This is a genomic window from Maribacter chungangensis (genome assembly GCF_042676845.1).
Classification (GTDB): Bacteria; Bacteroidota; Bacteroidia; order Flavobacteriales; family Flavobacteriaceae; genus Maribacter; species Maribacter chungangensis.
The window spans coordinates 32,310-50,976 of the sequence record NZ_JBHTHY010000007.1; the positions used below are offsets into that span (position 1 = coordinate 32,310).

Annotated in this window: 12 protein-coding genes; all 12 read left to right on the plus strand. The window is 41.6% G+C overall.

What is annotated here, in order from left to right; translation table 11 throughout:
* The first annotated feature begins 156 nt into the window (after window positions 1-156).
* The 12 genes from ACFQZJ_RS10830 to ACFQZJ_RS10885 all read left to right on the plus strand — a co-directional run bounded on the left by ACFQZJ_RS10830 (window position 157) and on the right by ACFQZJ_RS10885 (window position 18,444).
* On the plus strand, window positions 157-462 hold the full coding sequence (locus ACFQZJ_RS10830) for an agmatine deiminase family protein (RefSeq protein WP_379934475.1): 306 nt from the start codon (window positions 157-159) through the stop codon (window positions 460-462).
* Between the two features lie 65 nt (window positions 463-527).
* Entirely contained in the window at window positions 528-2,021 is a 1,494-nt protein-coding gene (locus tag ACFQZJ_RS10835) for a M28 family peptidase (RefSeq protein WP_379934476.1), read from the plus strand.
* A 608-nt stretch (window positions 2,022-2,629) separates the two neighbouring features.
* Window positions 2,630-5,749, plus strand: a complete 3,120-nt coding sequence (locus ACFQZJ_RS10840; RefSeq protein ID WP_379934478.1) for an ATP-binding protein — start codon at window positions 2,630-2,632, stop codon at window positions 5,747-5,749.
* Window positions 5,746-9,057, plus strand: a complete 3,312-nt coding sequence (locus tag ACFQZJ_RS10845) for an ATP-binding protein (RefSeq protein ID WP_379934480.1) — start codon at window positions 5,746-5,748, stop codon at window positions 9,055-9,057. The genes ACFQZJ_RS10840 and ACFQZJ_RS10845 overlap by 4 nt, the downstream gene beginning before the upstream one ends.
* Window positions 9,058-9,063: 6 nt before the next feature.
* Window positions 9,064-12,732: an ATP-binding protein gene (locus tag ACFQZJ_RS10850; RefSeq protein ID WP_379934482.1), complete on the plus strand. Its 3,669-nt coding sequence runs from the start codon at window positions 9,064-9,066 to the stop codon at window positions 12,730-12,732.
* 252 nt (window positions 12,733-12,984) lie between these two features.
* Window positions 12,985-13,359 carry a response regulator gene (locus ACFQZJ_RS10855; RefSeq protein WP_379934484.1) on the plus strand — a complete coding sequence of 125 codons (375 nt, stop codon included), beginning with the start codon at window positions 12,985-12,987 and terminating at the stop codon, window positions 13,357-13,359.
* Complete coding sequence (locus ACFQZJ_RS10860; protein WP_379934486.1) at window positions 13,359-14,399, plus strand: adenylate/guanylate cyclase domain-containing protein; 1,041 nt, start codon at window positions 13,359-13,361, stop codon at window positions 14,397-14,399. Before ACFQZJ_RS10855 ends, ACFQZJ_RS10860 begins: the two co-directional genes overlap by 1 nt.
* Before the next feature lie 120 nt (window positions 14,400-14,519).
* On the plus strand, window positions 14,520-15,107 hold the full coding sequence (locus ACFQZJ_RS10865) for a Pycsar system effector family protein (protein ID WP_379934488.1): 588 nt from the start codon (window positions 14,520-14,522) through the stop codon (window positions 15,105-15,107).
* A 31-nt stretch (window positions 15,108-15,138) separates the two neighbouring features.
* The gene (locus ACFQZJ_RS10870) at window positions 15,139-15,474 is read left to right on the plus strand and encodes a hypothetical protein (RefSeq protein ID WP_379934490.1); all 336 of its coding nucleotides are present in this window, start codon (window positions 15,139-15,141) and stop codon (window positions 15,472-15,474) included.
* A gap of 141 nt (window positions 15,475-15,615) precedes the next feature.
* A complete protein-coding gene (locus ACFQZJ_RS10875) occupies window positions 15,616-15,981 on the plus strand; it encodes a RidA family protein (RefSeq protein ID WP_379934491.1) in 366 nt (121 codons plus the stop codon).
* Window positions 15,982-16,129: 148 nt separating this feature from the next.
* Window positions 16,130-17,842: a gamma-glutamyltransferase gene (ggt, locus tag ACFQZJ_RS10880; protein WP_379934492.1), complete on the plus strand. Its 1,713-nt coding sequence runs from the start codon at window positions 16,130-16,132 to the stop codon at window positions 17,840-17,842.
* A 431-nt stretch (window positions 17,843-18,273) separates the two neighbouring features.
* The gene (locus ACFQZJ_RS10885; protein WP_379934494.1) at window positions 18,274-18,444 is read left to right on the plus strand and encodes a nuclear transport factor 2 family protein; all 171 of its coding nucleotides are present in this window, start codon (window positions 18,274-18,276) and stop codon (window positions 18,442-18,444) included.
* Window positions 18,445-18,667: the final 223 nt, after the last annotated feature.

An 18,667-nucleotide genomic window follows, 5' to 3' on the forward strand; every position in this document is an offset into this window, starting at 1 on the left:
CATTTGAAGACTTTTTTTAGTTGCATAGCATAGCTACGAAAGGAAAGGAAAAAAAGACAGGGCAAAACAAAAGCCAACAATTTGGCTTTTGAATGAGGAGCCAGCTACAGCGCACAGTGAAATAGAGCAATTTTTTAGCGAACGAAAAAAGTTTAAATGACTTCATTTTATCAAGGGCAACTTATTGCCCTAGAATCGTACATTTTACAAGAACCTATAGTTAGCGATACCTTACTTCGAGTGCCTGCCACAAGCTATCTCAATTATTTAGTGACCAATGGGATCGTATTGGTATCATGTTATATTTCCAAAGGCACATCAAAAGAAAAGGAAGACCGTGTAATAGCAATATTTGAAACTCAATTTCTCAATAGAAAAACCGTCTTCATCAACGCTATGCCACAAAACTGTGACGGTGGCGGTATTCATTGCTCAACACGGCAACAACCTAGTAAAAAATAACGTATTTTTCATTCGAACTACACGAACCTAAAAACCAATAGTACCAACAAATTAAAAACATGAACATGAAAAACTATTTGACCTTTGCCTTATGCGCCTTAACAAGCCTTGTAACAGCTCAAACAGATACCGAAAAAGCAGCAGAAACCGTAGACAAAAATACCGTTGAGGGGCACATCTATTTTCTGGCCGATGACCTGTTAAAAGGTCGTGATACAGGCACCCCGGAAAACAAAATTGCCGCCAGTTATTTGGCCAATGCCTTGCGAAGTTATGGTGTAAAACCAGAACCATCGAGCGGTACCTATTACCAACAATTTAATTTGGTGCAGACAGCAGCGCCTAGTATGTTAAAAGTTGTAATCAATGGTACCGACCATCCACATCGTATAGCGGTGAAAGCCAAAGCGACCTCCCTTTCCGGTAATGCGGTATATCTTGGTTTTGGGACCGAAGAAGAGTATAAGGGAAAAGATGTGAAAGGGAAATTAATTATAGTAAAAGGTGGTACCCAAGAGGCTTCGGATGCCAGAGCGGTTTATCGTGCCCATTCCAACAAACAAGCACTAGCAATGAAAAACGGGGCTATCGGCCTTATTGAAATGACGGTATTGGAAGAAGATTGGTGGTCGCGAATTTCGCACGTTATGGGAGAAAGTGTAAAAATTCCGGATGCAACCGACACCGAAAACCCTACAACGGATTTTATCCACCTATGGGTAAACACAACTTCGGAAAAACTAACTGGAATGGCTAATACTACCTTATTCTACACCATTGAAACCGACGGAAAAAAAGAAAAAACCCTTACCACACAAAACGTAATTGGCGTTCTAGAAGGTACAGATCCAAAACTAAAGGATGAGTACATTATGTACTCGGCACACTACGATCATGTAGGTATTGGTGCCCCGGATTCAAAAGGGGATAGTATCTACAACGGTGCACGCGACAATGGTATAGGAACCACCGCCGTTTTGAGCATGGCAGAAAACCTGGGAAAATATCCCACAAAACGATCGGCTGTGTTTATCTTTTTTACGGCAGAGGAAAAAGGATTATTAGGCAGTAAATACTATGTTCAAAATCCGGTATTTCCCTTGAAACAAATCGTTTATGGCTTCAATACCGATGGTGGCGGCTACAATGATACCAGTTTGGCAACGGTCATTGGTCTGGGTAGGACCACGGCACAAAAACACATCATTAAAGGAGCCGAAACTTTTGGACTTACCGCCATTGATGATCCGGCACCGGAACAAGGACTTTTTGACCGAAGCGACAATGTTAGTTTTGCCAGCGTGGGTATTCCTGCTCCCACCTACTCTACTGGTTTTAACGCCTTTGATGATGAAATCAATAAATACTACCATCAGCCTGGTGATGAAGCCGATAGTCTGGATTATGACTATTTACTAAAGTTTTATCAAGGTTATGTACTCTCCGGTAGGTTGATAGCCAATGACCCGGAAAGACCTTTTTGGGTAAAAGGCGATAAATACGAACCTGCAGGTAATGTACTCTACGGAAATACACCAGAGGCTCCGATAAAAAATTAAGTGTCTTCCAAAAATCCCTACACACTAAAACCAATCTAAAAAATGTACTGGATTTTTATGATAAAATAACAGCTAGTAAAGATATACGAGGCCTTACCATACATTACAAAAGCTGAATGCAAGCCCAAAACTTTGAGCATTATCCTACTGGTGATATGGGCAGAACATCCTATACTATTGGAAAAATAGACCAAAGACTATTAGTTATAAAAACAGCTTAAAAAACGATTGATAAACGATGCTAAAGCGCTATAGAATAATCCGGTAGAATCTTTTGGTTGAAGGAAAACAACATAATACATCACAACCCTAAAAAAGACTATAAACGCCAAGCCATCCGCTGGTGGAATACTAGTAAGCTTTACATTAAACCGGATCATTGGTTCGCACCAATGCTGTAAAATTAGCCACTGGGTTTTTTATTCAAAAATGACATGAAAAGCCCTATACCTATTGTTTTTTAACAACAATATAGTATCTTAGGGTTTATAAGTTATTCCCCTATAGTATAGTTTAAACGAGAAGTCCGCAACACGCTATATATCATAGCGTTGACTATTCTTGTGCACGCATACGGTGCGATTAATCGCTATAAATACAGGGTGAAAATGACTAAAAATAAAGAGGACGAGATCCTCAAGGTTTATGATATTTGGCTACATAGCTACCTTAATGGTGATGTAGCAACCTATCATCAATACTTAGATGATACATATCATTTTATTGGTTCTACGAACAATGAAGAGTTTCTAGACCGGAATGCAACCACCCACTTTTTTGAAGCCACGACAGACCAACTTGCAGGAAAATGCCAGCTGAAAGAAGAAAAAAAAACAGTAGAAACTTTCGGCAATCTTGTTCTTATCACCCATATTTTTGATGCTTGGTTCTTAAATGCTAGCGAGTGGACCTATTACAGTCGGTTTCGATTTTCATCTGTATTACAAGAAAAAAAAGCCGGTTGGCGTTTTATCTATCAACATTTTTCCACAACAGGTAATTCGAACACCGGAGAAACCATTGGTTTAGACAAAGTACACCTAGAAAACCAAAAACTACGCAAGGCCATAAAACGGACAACGGTTGAACTGGAAGCCAAGAATCGTGAACTGGAAGTTGAAGGAGCATTAGAGCGTATTCGTACAGAAGCAACGGCTATGAAGAAATCTTCCAACCTGTTCGATGTGGTAGTCCTAATGCGAAAAGAGTTCTTATCCCTAGGACATCAAGCAGATTATTTTTGGCACATGAGCTGGGAAAAAGATTCCTACAACATGTCTATGACCTCTCATGATGGGAGTCGTGTGGGCATGGTAATTACAGTTCCAAAGTTTGTTCATGATACGATTATCCCCTTGGCCAATTGGGAAAGAAGTATGGCTCCTACATTTGTATTGGCTCTAAATGCCAAAGAAGCTTGGGACTATTTAGAGCAAATGAATACCTATGGGCACTATCAGCAAGCCGACCCACATGCGCCAACCCAAAAAGATATTGAGGAAATTGGTGGACTTACTTTTATTATAGCGCGCACAAGTCATGGTGAAATTGGTTATAGTTTGCCTGGTGTAGTGTACAACCCGCCTACTGAAGACTTACATATTTTAGAACGTTTTGCCAGCGTCTTTGACCTGGCGCACAGACGCTTTTTGGATTTACAAAAAGTAGAAAAACAATCACGGGAAGTTGAAATAGAATTAGCGATTGAAAGAATTCGAAGCCGTACTATGGCCATGCAACATAGTGCCGAATTACAAGAAACATCCGCACTACTGGACGCCCAAGTAAGATCCTTAGGCATTGAAACTTGGGGATGTGCATTTAACATCTATGGTGAAAATGATTCTTCGGAATGGTTTAGCTCACAGGCAGGTATTATACCACCTTATAAAACACCTAGGGAAAACTTCTTTAAAAAATATTATAATGCAAGACAAGAGGGGGATGCTTTACATATTGAAGAGTTTGAGGGAAAAAAATGCATTGAACATTATGCCTATTTGTGTACGCTTCCAGAAGCTGGCGAGGCCTTACGCGCCATTAAAAAGGCAGGCGGTTCGTTTCCGGAGTATCAAATAGATCATGTTGCCTATTTTAAACAAGGGTACTTGTTATTTATTACGTTGAAGCCGGTCCCAGAAGCACACGACATTTTTAAACGTTTCGCCAAAGTCTTCGAACAAACCTACACCCGTTTCCTTGACCTCCAAAAAGCAGAAGCACAAGCCAGGGAAGCGCAAATTGAAGCTGCCTTGGAAAAAGTGCGTTCACGGTCCTTGGCCATGCACAACCCCGAAGAACTGCAAGAAGTGGTTGCCGTGGTGGCCAAAACTTTAAAGGAACTGGGGGTAATTTTCGATGCAGGTGGTGTAATTCTGTGCACCTATTTTCCAGATAACAAAGATGTTGTGCATTGGATTTCCGTTGATGATTTTTCAACTTCGGGAAGGTATTATGTACCTTATTTTGATACCCCTATTTTTAACGATGCCTGGGATTCCAAGATGAGGGGCGATGCTTATTTTTCAAAATCGTTTCCCGTAGCGGCAAAAAATGATTTTTTTGCACATGCCTTTGCCCATAGTGATTATAGGCAAATGCCAGAGGACTATAAGCAGTTTGTACTGCAAGCGGACAGTCATAACCTATCGGCAGCTTGGTCTAAAAATTCAGCGATTATTATTCCTTCCCTCACCGGTACCGCTCCTTCTGAAAGGGATGCCAAGATACTGATCCGTTTTGCCAAAGTTTTTGAACAAGCTTACATCCGTTTTCTAGACCTTAAAAAAGCAGAGGAACAGACCCTGTTGGCCGAGCAAAATCTAATTAAGCTAAAAACCCAAAAACAGCGGGCAGAGGAAGCACTGTCCGAACTGCAGCAAACGCAAAAACAGCTCATCCAATCGGAAAAAATGGCTTCTCTTGGAGAATTGACGGCAGGCATAGCCCATGAAATCCAAAACCCGTTGAACTTTGTCAATAATTTTTCAGAAGTCAGTAAAGAACTTTTAGAGGAAATGCTTGAAGAAATGGCAAATGGCGAGTTGGAAGAGGTCAAGGCTATAGCAACCGATATTTCACAAAACCTAGAAAAAATAAACCACCACGGTAAACGTGCAGATGGTATTGTTAAAGGGATGTTGCAGCACAGCCGCAGCAGTTCCGGAACCAAAGAACCTACGGATATCAATGCTTTGGCAGATGAATACTTGCGATTGGCCTATCATGGGTTGCGAGCCAAGGACAAAAGCTTTAACGCCACCCTGGAAACTGATTTTGACGAAAACATTGGCAAAATTGCTATAATTCCACAAGACATGGGCAGAGTCATTCTGAACCTGATCACCAATGCTTTTTATGCGGTTAATGATAAAAAGAAGAGCCCCCATGCCCCCATAGGGGGAGCACAGGAATCTGTATCCAAATATGAACCTACTGTAACGGTTAGCACTAAAAAACAAAAAGACAAAATAGAAATCTGCGTAAAAGATAACGGGAAGGGGATTCCTGCGGCCATTGTGGACAAAGTTTTCCAACCCTTTTTTACCACCAAACCCACCGGGCAAGGTACCGGCTTAGGACTGAGTATGAGTTATGATATTGTGACCAAGGGCCATGGTGGGGAGCTTAAAGTAGAAACCAACCAAGCGGTAGGTACTACATTCATCATATACCTACCCATACAAAACAACGTTAACGCTGTCGCGATAAATCAACCTCAAACATGAAATCATTACATCTATTAAAAATGAAAGACCAAAAAATGACCCTGAATATGAATGCCCATGTGAGCTTAAACGTAATGGGGATGTTTATTTTCGTTCTTTCAATACTACATTGTAGTACGGCCGCCAACGCCCAAATCAACGCAAGTAAAGGCGTTCCCAGCTTTACGAACTATGTCATAGGTGATGATAACCCCGCGGGCCAGCAAGTTTGGAATGTTGGCCAGGACAAGGAGGGTTTTATTTACGTAGGAACCTCGAGCGGCTTGCAGAAATTTGACGGGGTTAACTGGGAAATTCTTACCAATCCGGAACAGGATTTTAATACCAATGTTAGAGCAACTTACCTCGCTACCAATGGTACGTATTATTACGGAACGATCAGCGATTTTGGAATCGTTACCGCGGATTCCTCAGGTACTTCTTTGCTTACATCTTTAATTGAATTTTTACCAGAAGAAATTCCATTTAATGATATCTGGTCCATTAGGGAGGTGAAGGGAAAAATCTACTTCCAATCCCGAGACGCGATTTTTATTTATTCCCCGGATGCGCAAGATGAAAAGAAATCTATTCGTATCTGGAAACCGGACACCAACTTTATGTATGCCTTCTCCCTGGACGATACCTTTTATGCCCACCAAAGCGACCTTGGTTTGTTTCGAGAGAAAAATGAACGTTTGGAATTGATTCCCGGCAGTGAATTTTTCGGAAACGATCGGGTACAAGTACTCCTGCCCTATAAAAATCCCGGGGAGTTCCTTGTAGGGGCCTTTGCGGGCGGTCTTTTTCATTTTAACGGAACTGACTTTAAGCCGTTCAGAACCGAAATCGACTCCCTATTGCAAACTAGAAGTTTATACAAAGCCCTGGCCTTACCCGACAATACGTATGCGATCAGTGTATTGGGAAGTGGCTTTTTTATCATTGATCAAGAGGGGAAAGCATTATCCCAATTTACCACTAAAAACTCCATTCCGGACCAAAGCGTTTATGCATTTTATCTAGACCGTACGCAGAATCTTTGGGTGGGCACCAATTCCGGACTTTCCAAAATTGAAATTTTTTCCCCGGTCACCAGATTTGATTCCGAGGAATATGAAGTGGGGAACGTACTTTCTGTAAATGCCTATGGAGATGATCTGTATATTGGCACTTCTACTTCCATACTTTACATAGACCATGCGGATGGTATCATCAAAAAGGTCCAGAACCTTCCCAATGCCCAAGTTTTTGATTTGGAAGCGGATGGTGACCAGCTCATATCCTCTGGGCCCGGACTTTATAAAATTCAAGGAAATAAAGCCAGTGTCATCCAAGGTACGGAATCGTTTCAAACGGTTGAACTTCTCATCTCTAAAAAGTATCCGGGCTATGTTTTTTTAGGTGGAGCCTCTGGCCTACATGTGTTAAAACGTTCCCCCAACCAGTTTGGTTTGTATGCATACCAATCTATCGGACCTATTTCGGGGGTAACCCGTAGTGTCTATTCGGTGGTTGAAAACAGTTCAGGTGAAATCTGGGCGGGCACACAGTCGGGCGTTTTGTATAGGGTTCAAATGCCAAAAACGGCTTCCGGCAATCTAGATATTTCAAATGCCATAGTTAAAGGATACACCGATGCAGATGGTATAGAAGGGCTATCTGGAACTGCGAGAATAATTAGAGGACAAGTATATACTTCTGGCATCGAAGGCTTTTTTTACTTTGATAACGCATCAGAATCCTTTGAAAAAGATACCATCTTCAGCTTTTCGGACGAAATTGCCGATATCAATTGGGATCTTAATGGGCTTCTTGGAAATCAATTTGGAGATGTTACGCTCCTTTTTAAAGGGGAAAAAAGATTGGCCAAACTACAACCGGACGGCAGCTATATCTTAGCAGAATATCCCTTTAATTTAATTACTGCCAACTTTACCAATGCAGGCTATACAGAACCCAGTGGTGTTTTTTGGTTTGGTACCGATGAGGGATTACTGCGATTGGACCCGAACATGGAATACAAGACCGATTATGTTAACCCCCTATATTTCAGAATAGTAAAATCGGCTGACAGCCTTCTGACCTTGCCGGAATACCATGGAGATGATATTCCAGAACTGTTGTACAGTAATAATAACATAAGCTTCAATTACGTATCGCCATTTTTCGTCAAGGAAAATAGGATACAGTACCAGACCTTTTTAGAAGGGCTTGATGAAGATTGGGGTGCGTGGGGCAGCAAAACCTCCCGCGAATTCACCAGTCTTCCCTTTGGCACCTATACCTTCCGGGTCAAGGCTAAAAATACCTTCGGCATCCACTCCGAAGAAATCGCCTACCCTTTTGTGGTCCTACCACCATGGTATGCCACTTGGTGGGCCTATCTTTTATATTTGTTAGGTTTAGGCTTCATAGTTTATGGCTTGGTTAAAATGCAGACAAAAAGTGTACTTGCCAAGGAAAAAGCCAGGAACCAAGAGAAGGAATTGGCACAGGCCAAAGAAATTGAAAAGGCCTATGAAAATCTTAAAGCCACTCAATCCCAGCTCATACAATCCGAGAAAATGGCATCCCTAGGTGAATTGACCGCCGGCATTGCCCACGAAATCCAAAACCCGTTGAACTTTGTCAACAACTTTAGTGAGGTGAGCAACGAACTTGTTGATGAAATGAACGAAGAATTGGAAAAGGGCGATATTGAAGAGGCCAAAGCCATAGCCAAGGACATTAAACAAAACCTAGAAAAAATAAACCACCACGGTAAACGTGCCGACAATATCGTAAAGGGAATGTTACAGCATTCCAGAAGTAGTTCTGGCGTAAAGGAACCTACCGATATCAATGCCTTGGCAGATGAATACCTGCGTTTGGCCTATCACGGCCTGCGTGCCAAGGACAAATCCTTTAATGCGGAACTGGTAACGGATTTTGATGCATCCATCGGCCGGGTAAAAGTGATTCCCCAAGATCTGGGCAGGGTAATTTTAAACCTGATCACCAATGCTTTTTATGCCAGTAAAGAACGAAAGCAAGCCGCTATGGATAAGGCGTTTAAGCCAAAAGTTACCGTCAGTACCAAAAAAACAAAAACCGGTATTCAAATTTCCATAGCAGACAACGGAAAGGGCATTCCCAAGCAAATTTTGGATAAAATATTCCAACCCTTTTTTACAACCAAACCCACAGGGCAAGGTACCGGCTTGGGACTGAGTATGAGCTATGACATTATCACTAAGGGGCACAAAGGGAAATTGTCCCTGGATACCAAAGAAAATGAAGGCACCACCTTTACCATTCTATTACCAAATGACACCAACACCAACTGAGTAAAAATGAAGACATCAAGATCAACGACCTATCGTATTCTCGGGTCCTGTATAAGCGGCCTACTACTTTTTGCTTGCCATACCACAAGTACATCCGAGACAGAGACCACGGTGGGCGACTATAAGGTGCCCGAGACCATACCCCTGGTATTTACGGAACCAGAGCCCTTTGAGTGGGAAACCATTACCTCGGATAGCTTGACAACACCGGTAACCCATGCGCTAGATGTGGATGCCCTGCCCAGCAAACGCTTTGAGCTGAACACCTTTAAACCGCTTAAGGCTCCCATGAAGGAGTACGATCTGGAGTGGGACAGTTATCCTACCGAGGCCTTAAAATTTGATTCGGTTCCCTTTACGATTACTAAAAGCACGATTAAGAAGCCGACCATTACCAAAATGAAGCCACCGGGAATTATGGACGGTACCGATGTAAATCTCTTGCAACTCTCCACAAATGAGGGCTTGCCAACAAATGACGTTACCTCTTTTTTAGAAACGGAAGATGGTGGTGTTTATATCGGGGCTTCCAACAGTACCACACCCCTTACCTACTATGATGGTGAGAACGCCTTTGTTTACGACTATCCTGGCGTCTATAAAATGACCTTTGACAAACAAGGCAAGCTTTGGTTGGTAAGTCCGGTAACCCGTGTTTTAACCGTATTGGATTTTAAAAACGATATAGCATATACGATTACCAAAACCGACAGTTTTATACCCTTCGACATTCTTTGCGACCATACGGGTATACTCTATATGGCTTCCCTTAACGAAGGGTTCTACGCGATGGACCCGGAAATGAAAAGTCTCCAAAGAATAGCAAATAAAGATAGCTCTCGTCCGTGGAGACTCATAGAAGATAGCAAGGACAACCTGTGGTTAGGTTTTATAAATGGGATCAAGATGCTGGACAAAGATAGGGATGAGCTTAAAACACTTACCCAGATAGCAACTATGGACACGAACTCCGGGGTTACGGATATTACCGAAGAACAGTCGGGCGATATCTGGTTAGGTTTACCTGTTATTTCTCAAACGAACACTATAACTTCTTCAACTCTTGTAAAGCTATCATTAGAGAAAGGCACGGTAACCGTTTTGAGTGCTGAAAACGGCTATACTAGTGTGGCTACGGAAATAGTAGAAGACAACCAAGGCAAGCTATGGATTTTTGGAGTTCAAGAAGCCTTTATTTTGAGTGAAAACCGGAACAGGCACAAAACAATCCCCTTGAATAGCACATTACAAGCTTCCCTTAAAATACCCAGACCCTTAAAAAGAAACGATGGTTCCCTATGGATGGCCACTATAGACAAAGGCGTTGTGATCGCAAATGATTTCACCCTAAAAACGGAATATTTTGATACCTCCAAAGGATTGATAAATGACCAAGTTTGGGAAATTGAAGAAAGCACACGAGGAGAAATTTGGCTGGGCACAAACAATGGAATCAATATAATTGACGTAAAAAACAACGCTATAAAACCAATCAGTACCGAAAAATTGAACAGTAGCCCCAATAACACAATCAATTTTATAGAAGAGGTTTCCAAAGATATTTTCTTTTTGAATACGAGGCCCGGGTTTTCCATTCTTGATCGACAACAAAATACGATTACCCATTATGACACCTCTCTTGACCTTTTTGGTGCAGGTATTTCAGCTCTAAATGAACACACCTTTGCCATATACACAAATCAAGGTCTATTTGTGTATGATATTAAGGATAATATCTTAAGAAAAGTCGTGTCCAAGAATGACCCAGATACTCTAATAGCGGGGAGCGGTTCCATTATGGTTTATGACGAAGACACACTTTGGATTCCCACTACTGATGGCTTAGCTAGATTGAATCTAAAAACCAAAACAATTAGCTATCTAAAAGAGGAGCAGGGTATTTGTGACAATGATGGAACTGTTGCACTATTGTCAAAAGAGGGGGGAATATGGATTGGGACACTAGATGGAATTGCCATCCTAAATGTCAAGGAAAATACACTCACCAATATTAAGGAAGAGAATGGATTGATACCTGCAGAGATCTACGACCTAATTGAGCGGGATACGTTAATTTATGCTGCAAGTGTGGATGGCCTACTGCCCATTTCCAAAAAAACTGCTAAAACCAACAAAGACGGATATAACAATTTCAATGCAGGCCTAGGCTTTAAATCGAACGACTATCTGCAAGGTTCACCCATGTTTTTACAAAATGGACAGTTTTGGTCGGGAGTTGTTGACCAATCATCTAAATATAAACTAATGGTTCTGGACGGCGCTCCAAAACCGGATAATCTTGAGAGTTCTGTTTACATTACCAACATGTTCGTCATGGACGAAAATCCAAATTTTAATGAGAGAACTAGCATTGATTCCCTGAACAATAAGGTAATGTCTTATGCAACGGAGCACAATATTAAGTGGGATTCCGTAAAGCAACCTTATCATCTTCCGACGGGGCTTGTACTCCCGTTTGACCAGAACAGTTTAAGCTTTAGCTATGCCAGTGGAGACCTATTCAATAGAAATCAATTGAGCTATCGCTTTATTCTTGATGGGGAAGATGAAGATTGGACCTTTGCCGGCAGCAATACCAAAACCAAAAATTACTACAACCTAAAACCGGGTGAATACACGTTTAAGGTAGCTGCAAGAGGGTTTAACAAGGAGTGGTCTATTCCAGCGAGTTTCGACTTTACAATAAATCCGCCATGGTGGCAAACCTGGTGGGCCTACCTCCTATTCGCTTTTATTTTTGGTGGGGCTGTTTGGTCCTTTGTAGCCTACCGTTCGCGTTGGCTTCAAAAGGAAAACCGGTTGTTGGAAGAGCGGGTAACCCACAGAACGTCCCAGTTAAAAAGTAAAATGGATGAGTTAAAGGCTACCCAGTCACAATTGATTCAATCCGAAAAAATGGCATCACTCGGAGAACTCACCGCTGGCATTGCCCACGAGATTCAAAACCCGTTGAACTTTGTCAATAATTTTTCAGAGGTAAACACCGAGCTCATCGATGAAATGGAGGAAGAAATAAAAAAGGGCGACTATGAGGAAGTCTTGGCCATCTCTAAGGATATCAAGGAAAATCAGAAAAAAATAAATCACCACGGCAGGCGTGCGGATGCCATTGTAAAAGGAATGTTACAGCACAGTAGAACCAGCAGTAGCGAAAAAGAACCGAGCAACATAAACGCCATTGCCGATGAGTATTTACGCCTATCCTATCACGGTCTGCGTGCAAAGGACAAATCGTTCAACGCTACCTTAAATACAGACCTGGACGAAACCATTGGGAAAATAAATATAGTTCCACAAGATATAGGCAGGGTTATCCTTAACCTGATCACCAATGCTTTCCATGCCTGTATAGAACGTAATAAAGAAGAAAAAAGCAAAGGGGAAAGTGAGTACAAACCTACAGTTTGGGTAAGTACCAAAAGAATAGGAAATACGGTCGAAGTGGCAATCCGAGATAACGGAAATGGGGTACCGGACCGGGTGAGGGATAAAATATTCCAACCTTTCTTTACCACTAAACCATCGGGAGAAGGTACTGGACTAGGGCTATCCCTCAGCTATGATATCGTAAAAACACACGGCGGCGAGCTACGTTTGGATACCAAGCAAGGCGAGGGCACTACGTTTACTATTTCCTTACCGGAAGTGTATTGAGTGAGATGTTAGATGTTAGAGGTTAGAGGTTAGAGGTTAGAAGTTAGAAGTTAGAAGTTAGAAGTTAGAAGTTAGAAGTTAGAAGTTAGAAGTTAGAAGTTAGAAAAAATACTGGAAATAATGTCGAATTCAGTAATCAACAGTTACTTTTTACTAATTACTACTTACTAATTACTGTTTGAACTACCCTCTACCCTCTATTATAACAAGTGACTGAATAAAATAATTTAAAAAACAGATAAATACCAACAGATGAAAATATTAGTAGTAGATGACGAACAAGATGTAAAAGTGTTATTTCAGCAACGCTTTAGAAAGGAAATCAGAAAAAAGGAGCTCTATTTTGTGTTTGCGTTTTCCGGTGAAGAAGCCTTACAAAAAATGGCAAGCATGGAACAAGAGGCCGTGCTTATCCTCTCGGATATCAACATGCCCGGTATGAGCGGACTGGAACTTTTAAAGAATATTAAAGAGAACTATGTGGCACCTCCACCAGTTGTGATGATGGTTACCGCTTATGGGGACGAAGAAAACAGGAATACCTCCAAGCAATTGGGCGCCGATGATTTTTTGACGAAACCCTTGGATTTTAACGAACTTAAGAACAAACTTAAAGACTTAACCTAATGGCAAAAATAATGGTAGTGGATGATGAGACGGATTTGGAAATGCTCATCAAACAAAAATTCAGAAAACAGATTCGGCAAAACGAATACGAGTTCTTGTTCGCCATTAACGGACAGGATGCTCTGGACAAGCTAGATGCCAACCCTGAAGTAGATATCGTACTCAGCGATATTAATATGCCGGAGATGGACGGACTTACCCTCCTCTCCCGGCTTCATGAGTCCAAACCCCTCATTAAATCGGTCATTGTTTCGGCTTACGGTGATATGGACAATATCCGTGTAGCTATGAACCGTGGAGCCTTCGATTTTATTACCAAACCCATCAATTTTGAGGACCTGACCATTACCATGGAGAAAACCTTGAAATATGCTTCCGAAATCAGAAAAACACTTAAAGCCATTAAAGAGAACAATATCCTTAAGATGTATGTGGATGAGAACGTCCTCAATTTTATGGGAGGCCAGGAATACGAATCCAAGATCATGGCCAATGAGAGTATAGAAGGCACGGTGATGTTCGTAGATGTATGCGGTTTTACCAAAATCAGTGAAACAACGGCACCGGATATGGTGGTAGGCATGTTGAATACGTATTTTGACGCCATGGTCAAAGAGATCATGGAGCAGGATGGTATCATAGATAAATTCATCGGTGATGCGGTTATGGCGGTTTTTAGGGGAGAGTACCATCTAGATCGTGCCATAGACGCCGCCTTGGCGATACGTAATCAAGTCAACAATTTTCCCGAAGTAACCGGTGAAGAAAGTTTTAAACCAAAAGTATCCATAGGTATAAAAAGCGGGGAAATGATTTCGGGCAATATTGGCTCGGCCACCTTGCGCAGATTGGACTATACCGTTATTGGCGATACCGTAAATACGGCTGCCAGATTACAGGATGCCGCCGAAGAAAACCAAATAATAATCTGTGAAGGATGTTACGAAAAAGTAAAAGAAGCTTTTAAATGCCAAAGCTTAGGTAGTGTAGCGATGAAAAATAAAGAAAATGAAATAACCATATATAATGTTGTTGAATAGTATGCCAGTAGCTAATATTTAGTTTGAAAGTAAAACATCATGGAGCAGGCCCAAGTGTATTAAAATCGAGATTATCGCGTAAAGCCATATCGTCGAAACAAATCAAAATAACCAAACATTATGGAAAAACCAGAAAATGAGATCATTCTAAGCTTACAAGAAAAGCTTATTGCGCAGCTAGAATCCAAAGGCCATGCAGAAGAACTGGTGGATCATTATTGGGGCAGCATTAATTATGTACTGGGTCTCATACGGGCGTCAGAGGTAAAAGCCGGACTTATTCTTTCCTTTTTCGGTATTCTTTTGAACTTTATTTTTCCACAAATCGAAACCGTAATCCTTGCCGGATCTGGCCATCTACTCCTTTACTTACTTTTAGGTGTTTGGTTTATATGTATCGTAACCTCCATCTATTTTAGTATTCGCTGTTTTATGCCGCGTATAGAGGGAAAATATGATAAGAATGTTTTCTTTTTTGGTGACGTGATTTCAAAATTCGGTACCATCAAGGAGTTTTCAAAAACATTCTATAACATCAGTTTAAACGAAGAAGAATTATTCCATCAATTAGGACAGCAGATATTCATCATCTCTAAAATTGCCGCCCAGAAATTCAAATATGTGAACCTATCGCTGCGATTTTTGGCCCTCGGTCTTTTAACGCTCTTAATGATGGTCATCTATTACACAGTACTCGTAGTTATTTAAATCGATTTCTAGAAAACCATAAAAAACACGTATGACAACCAACAAAACTACCTGGAACAAAGAAGAACTGCACACCTATATCCTATTGCTCTGCGCAAATGCAGATGATGTGGAAGGCGAAGAGGAAATCAACCTTATCAAACGTAAGACAGATGCTTCTACATTTCACAAAATCTATACTGAATTCTCTGCAGATAGCGAGGAAGAACGCTTGGAAAAAATAAACAGGACCGTTCAGCGCTTTAATTACAGCCACATGGAACTTATTGCCCTTCGCAAGGAGATGGATGCCATTTATTTTGCAGACCAGAAATACGATATGCTAGAACGGAATTTGGACCGTATTTTGGATAATATTATTTATTAGCAACAGGCAATGGTAACTATTATACGATCGTATTTGAATAAATAAGGTAGCGTAAGGCAACCAAGAAAACAAGAATTGTAAACCAACAACAAAACAGTTCACATCAAAACTATCAAAACTATACTGCTAGGGACCGTCTTTATGACTACCACACTATTCACCGGTCGTAATGAAGCCCCAAAAACAGCAACGGCAATGGAAAATCCTATAACTCTTGAACCCGCAGAAGAACGAACGCCAGACTACTTTCTCCTTCGCCCGGAAGTAGAAAAAGCATTTGGCTGTTCGCACGCCGTAAAAATCGGTAATTCCATAAAAATCCCAGGAGCCGTAAGTATGGACGGTGAAGGCAAGCCCACCACAATAGGTGATTTTGAACAACAGATGAAAAATTGCTACGCAGATCTGGACAAAATCTTAAAACATTATGGCTGCACTTTTGACGATGTAGTGGTAGAGAATATATTTACCACGGACATGGGCAAATTTTTAGAATTCGCCGGCTAAAGAACTGAAATCTATAAAAACTATTTCCCAACAGGCTCATGCTTGGCGTAAGAGAATTGGCCATACCCGAGTTTATGATAGAAATTGAATTAGAGGTACATAAATCAAATTAAAAGACGTCCTTTAGGAAAAATAATATCTTGGCACTATGAAGCACATACCACAATTCACCCTTATGACCCTCATCGTTTTACTGCATGTAAACTTAAGTTACGGACAAGTTTACGCCAGAAACGGAATGGTGGTTTCAAGCAATAAATTAGCCTCACAAGTGGGCATTGATATCCTCAAAAAGGGCGGCAACGCTATTGATGCCTCCGTTGCTACAGCGTTCGCCCTTGCCGTTACACACCCTACCGCCGGAAACATTGGCGGAGGAGGATTCTTGGTGTTTATGGATTCTACCGGAGTAACGACCACCATCGATTTTCGGGAAAAAGCCCCGCTAAAGGCTTCTCCCACCATGTTTCTCAATGATGCCGGAACTATTATCGAAGGAAAGAACTTATACGGATCGGCATCCACAGGTAACCATATCGGAGCTAAATCGGTAGGGGTTCCCGGTACGGTAGCGGGTCTGTTTTTGGCACATGAAAAATACGGAAGTTTACCATGGAGAGATTTGGTACAGCCTTCGATTGATTTAGCCAACAATGGTTTTCCACTTTCTTGGGCCCTATATAGATCGGCCAGTTTTTTTAAAGCCAACTCCCCTATTCCTTTTTTACAGGATTATTTTAATAACGATAACGGAGAAGTTACGGAATTTGGAGAACTATGGACGCAACCGGAACTTGCTGTGACCCTCAGTGAAATTCGCGACCATGGTAAAGATGGTTTCTACAAAGGTAGGGTTGCGAAAGAAATAGCCCGTTTTATGAAAGCGAACGGTGGCATCATTACCACAGAAGACCTAAAACGCTATACAGCGATCGAAAGAAAGCCGATCAAGGGAACCTTTAAAGGTTATGACATTTACTCCATGCCGCCGCCAAGCTCAGGAGGTGTAGCCCTTTTAGAAATGATGAACTTGATGGAACTGGCGGATCTAGAAACTATAGAGTTCAACTCCACTGCGTATGTCCATTTAGTGGCCGAAGTTATGCGCAGGGCTTTTGCGGATAGGGCCGAACATTTGGGAGATCCGGATTTTAATCCAGACTTGCCTTTGAAAAAACTCACATCTAAAGACTTTGCCAAAATCCGATTTGACAATATTGATATGACCAAAGCCTCTGTAAGCGACAGTACTAAATTTGGACAGCTTTACGATGGGGAGCATACCACGCATTTTTCCGTTACGGATAAGCATGGTAGCGCCGTATCCCTGACCTACACCCTAGAACACAGCTATGGTTCCGGGATCGGCTCCAAAAAACTCGGTTTTATTTTTAATAATGAAATGGGCGACTTTAATCCACAACCTGGTACCACCACAAACTCCGGTCTAATTGGTACGCATCCCAACCTGATTCAACCCGAAAAAAGAATGCTCTCTAGCATGACACCTACTATTGTAGCCAAAGATGGCAGGCCTTATCTTTTAATTGGAAGTCCGGGCGGAAGAACTATCATAAATACCGTTTTTCAAACCGTATTGAACGTACTGGCCTACGACATGCGGGTAGACAAAGCGATCGAGGCCATGAAGATCCATCACCAATGGTTGCCAGATGAGATTAGATATGAAGAAGGACTTTTATCGCCAGATACACGCAAAGCGCTTGAGGCTATGAATCATACCCTTGTGCCCCGAAATGCAATGGGAGAGCTAATGGGAATTCAAATAGATGAAAAAAACAATATCCTAATCGGAGCTTCGGATTCTTCAAGTCCCGATGGGGCGGCCGTAGGCTATTAACAAACCTTTGAAATAAAAAAACGAACAAGTCCTATACCGATACAAGTAAGCTACCTCGGGGCAAGCCCGCGAGGCATTCGAAGGAAACGAACCTTTAATTTCGAGGCAAGCCTCGGGGTATTATACCCTTTGGCGGCGCCAATAATACTAGTTCTCCGTTACTTTTGCGCACATTAAATACCTAACATCCTAAAACCACAAATATGAATAACATTGAAGACATCAACAATTTATACGCTGCGTTTGCAACAGGAGATATACCCACCGTTCTGGGTTCCATGCACCCCAATATCTAATGGAACAATGCTGAAAGCAATGCGCTGGCAGATGGCAACCCTTATGTAGGGCCAGATGCCATCTTAAAAGGCGTTTTTGCGCGTCTTGGTGCCAACCACGACCATTATGGCCTGCAGGATGTGAACGTTCACAACATGGATAACAATATGGTTTTAGCCACCTTACGGTATGACGCCAAGGTAAAAGAAACAGGAAAGAGCTACAATGCACAAGCCGCACATTTATGGACCCTTGACAATGCCGGTAAAATTATTGCCTTTCAGCAATATGTGGATACAAAAAAACTGGCAGAGGCAAAGCAATAAGGCCTCAAGTTTTTTGAAGCATCACAAATCGATCAAACCCCAAAAATCAACCTACAAAATTATTAAGGATACAGGAAAGCAAAACCTAGTTTCACTAAAAACTAGGTCATTGCAGGGCTAACTTTGTCTTTTTTAAATTCCCAAGGCGGAAGGAGCGCCCAAAACCGAAATAATAGGAGACATTGGTTTATAGAAAATAAACTAAAGGCAGCAACAACAACGT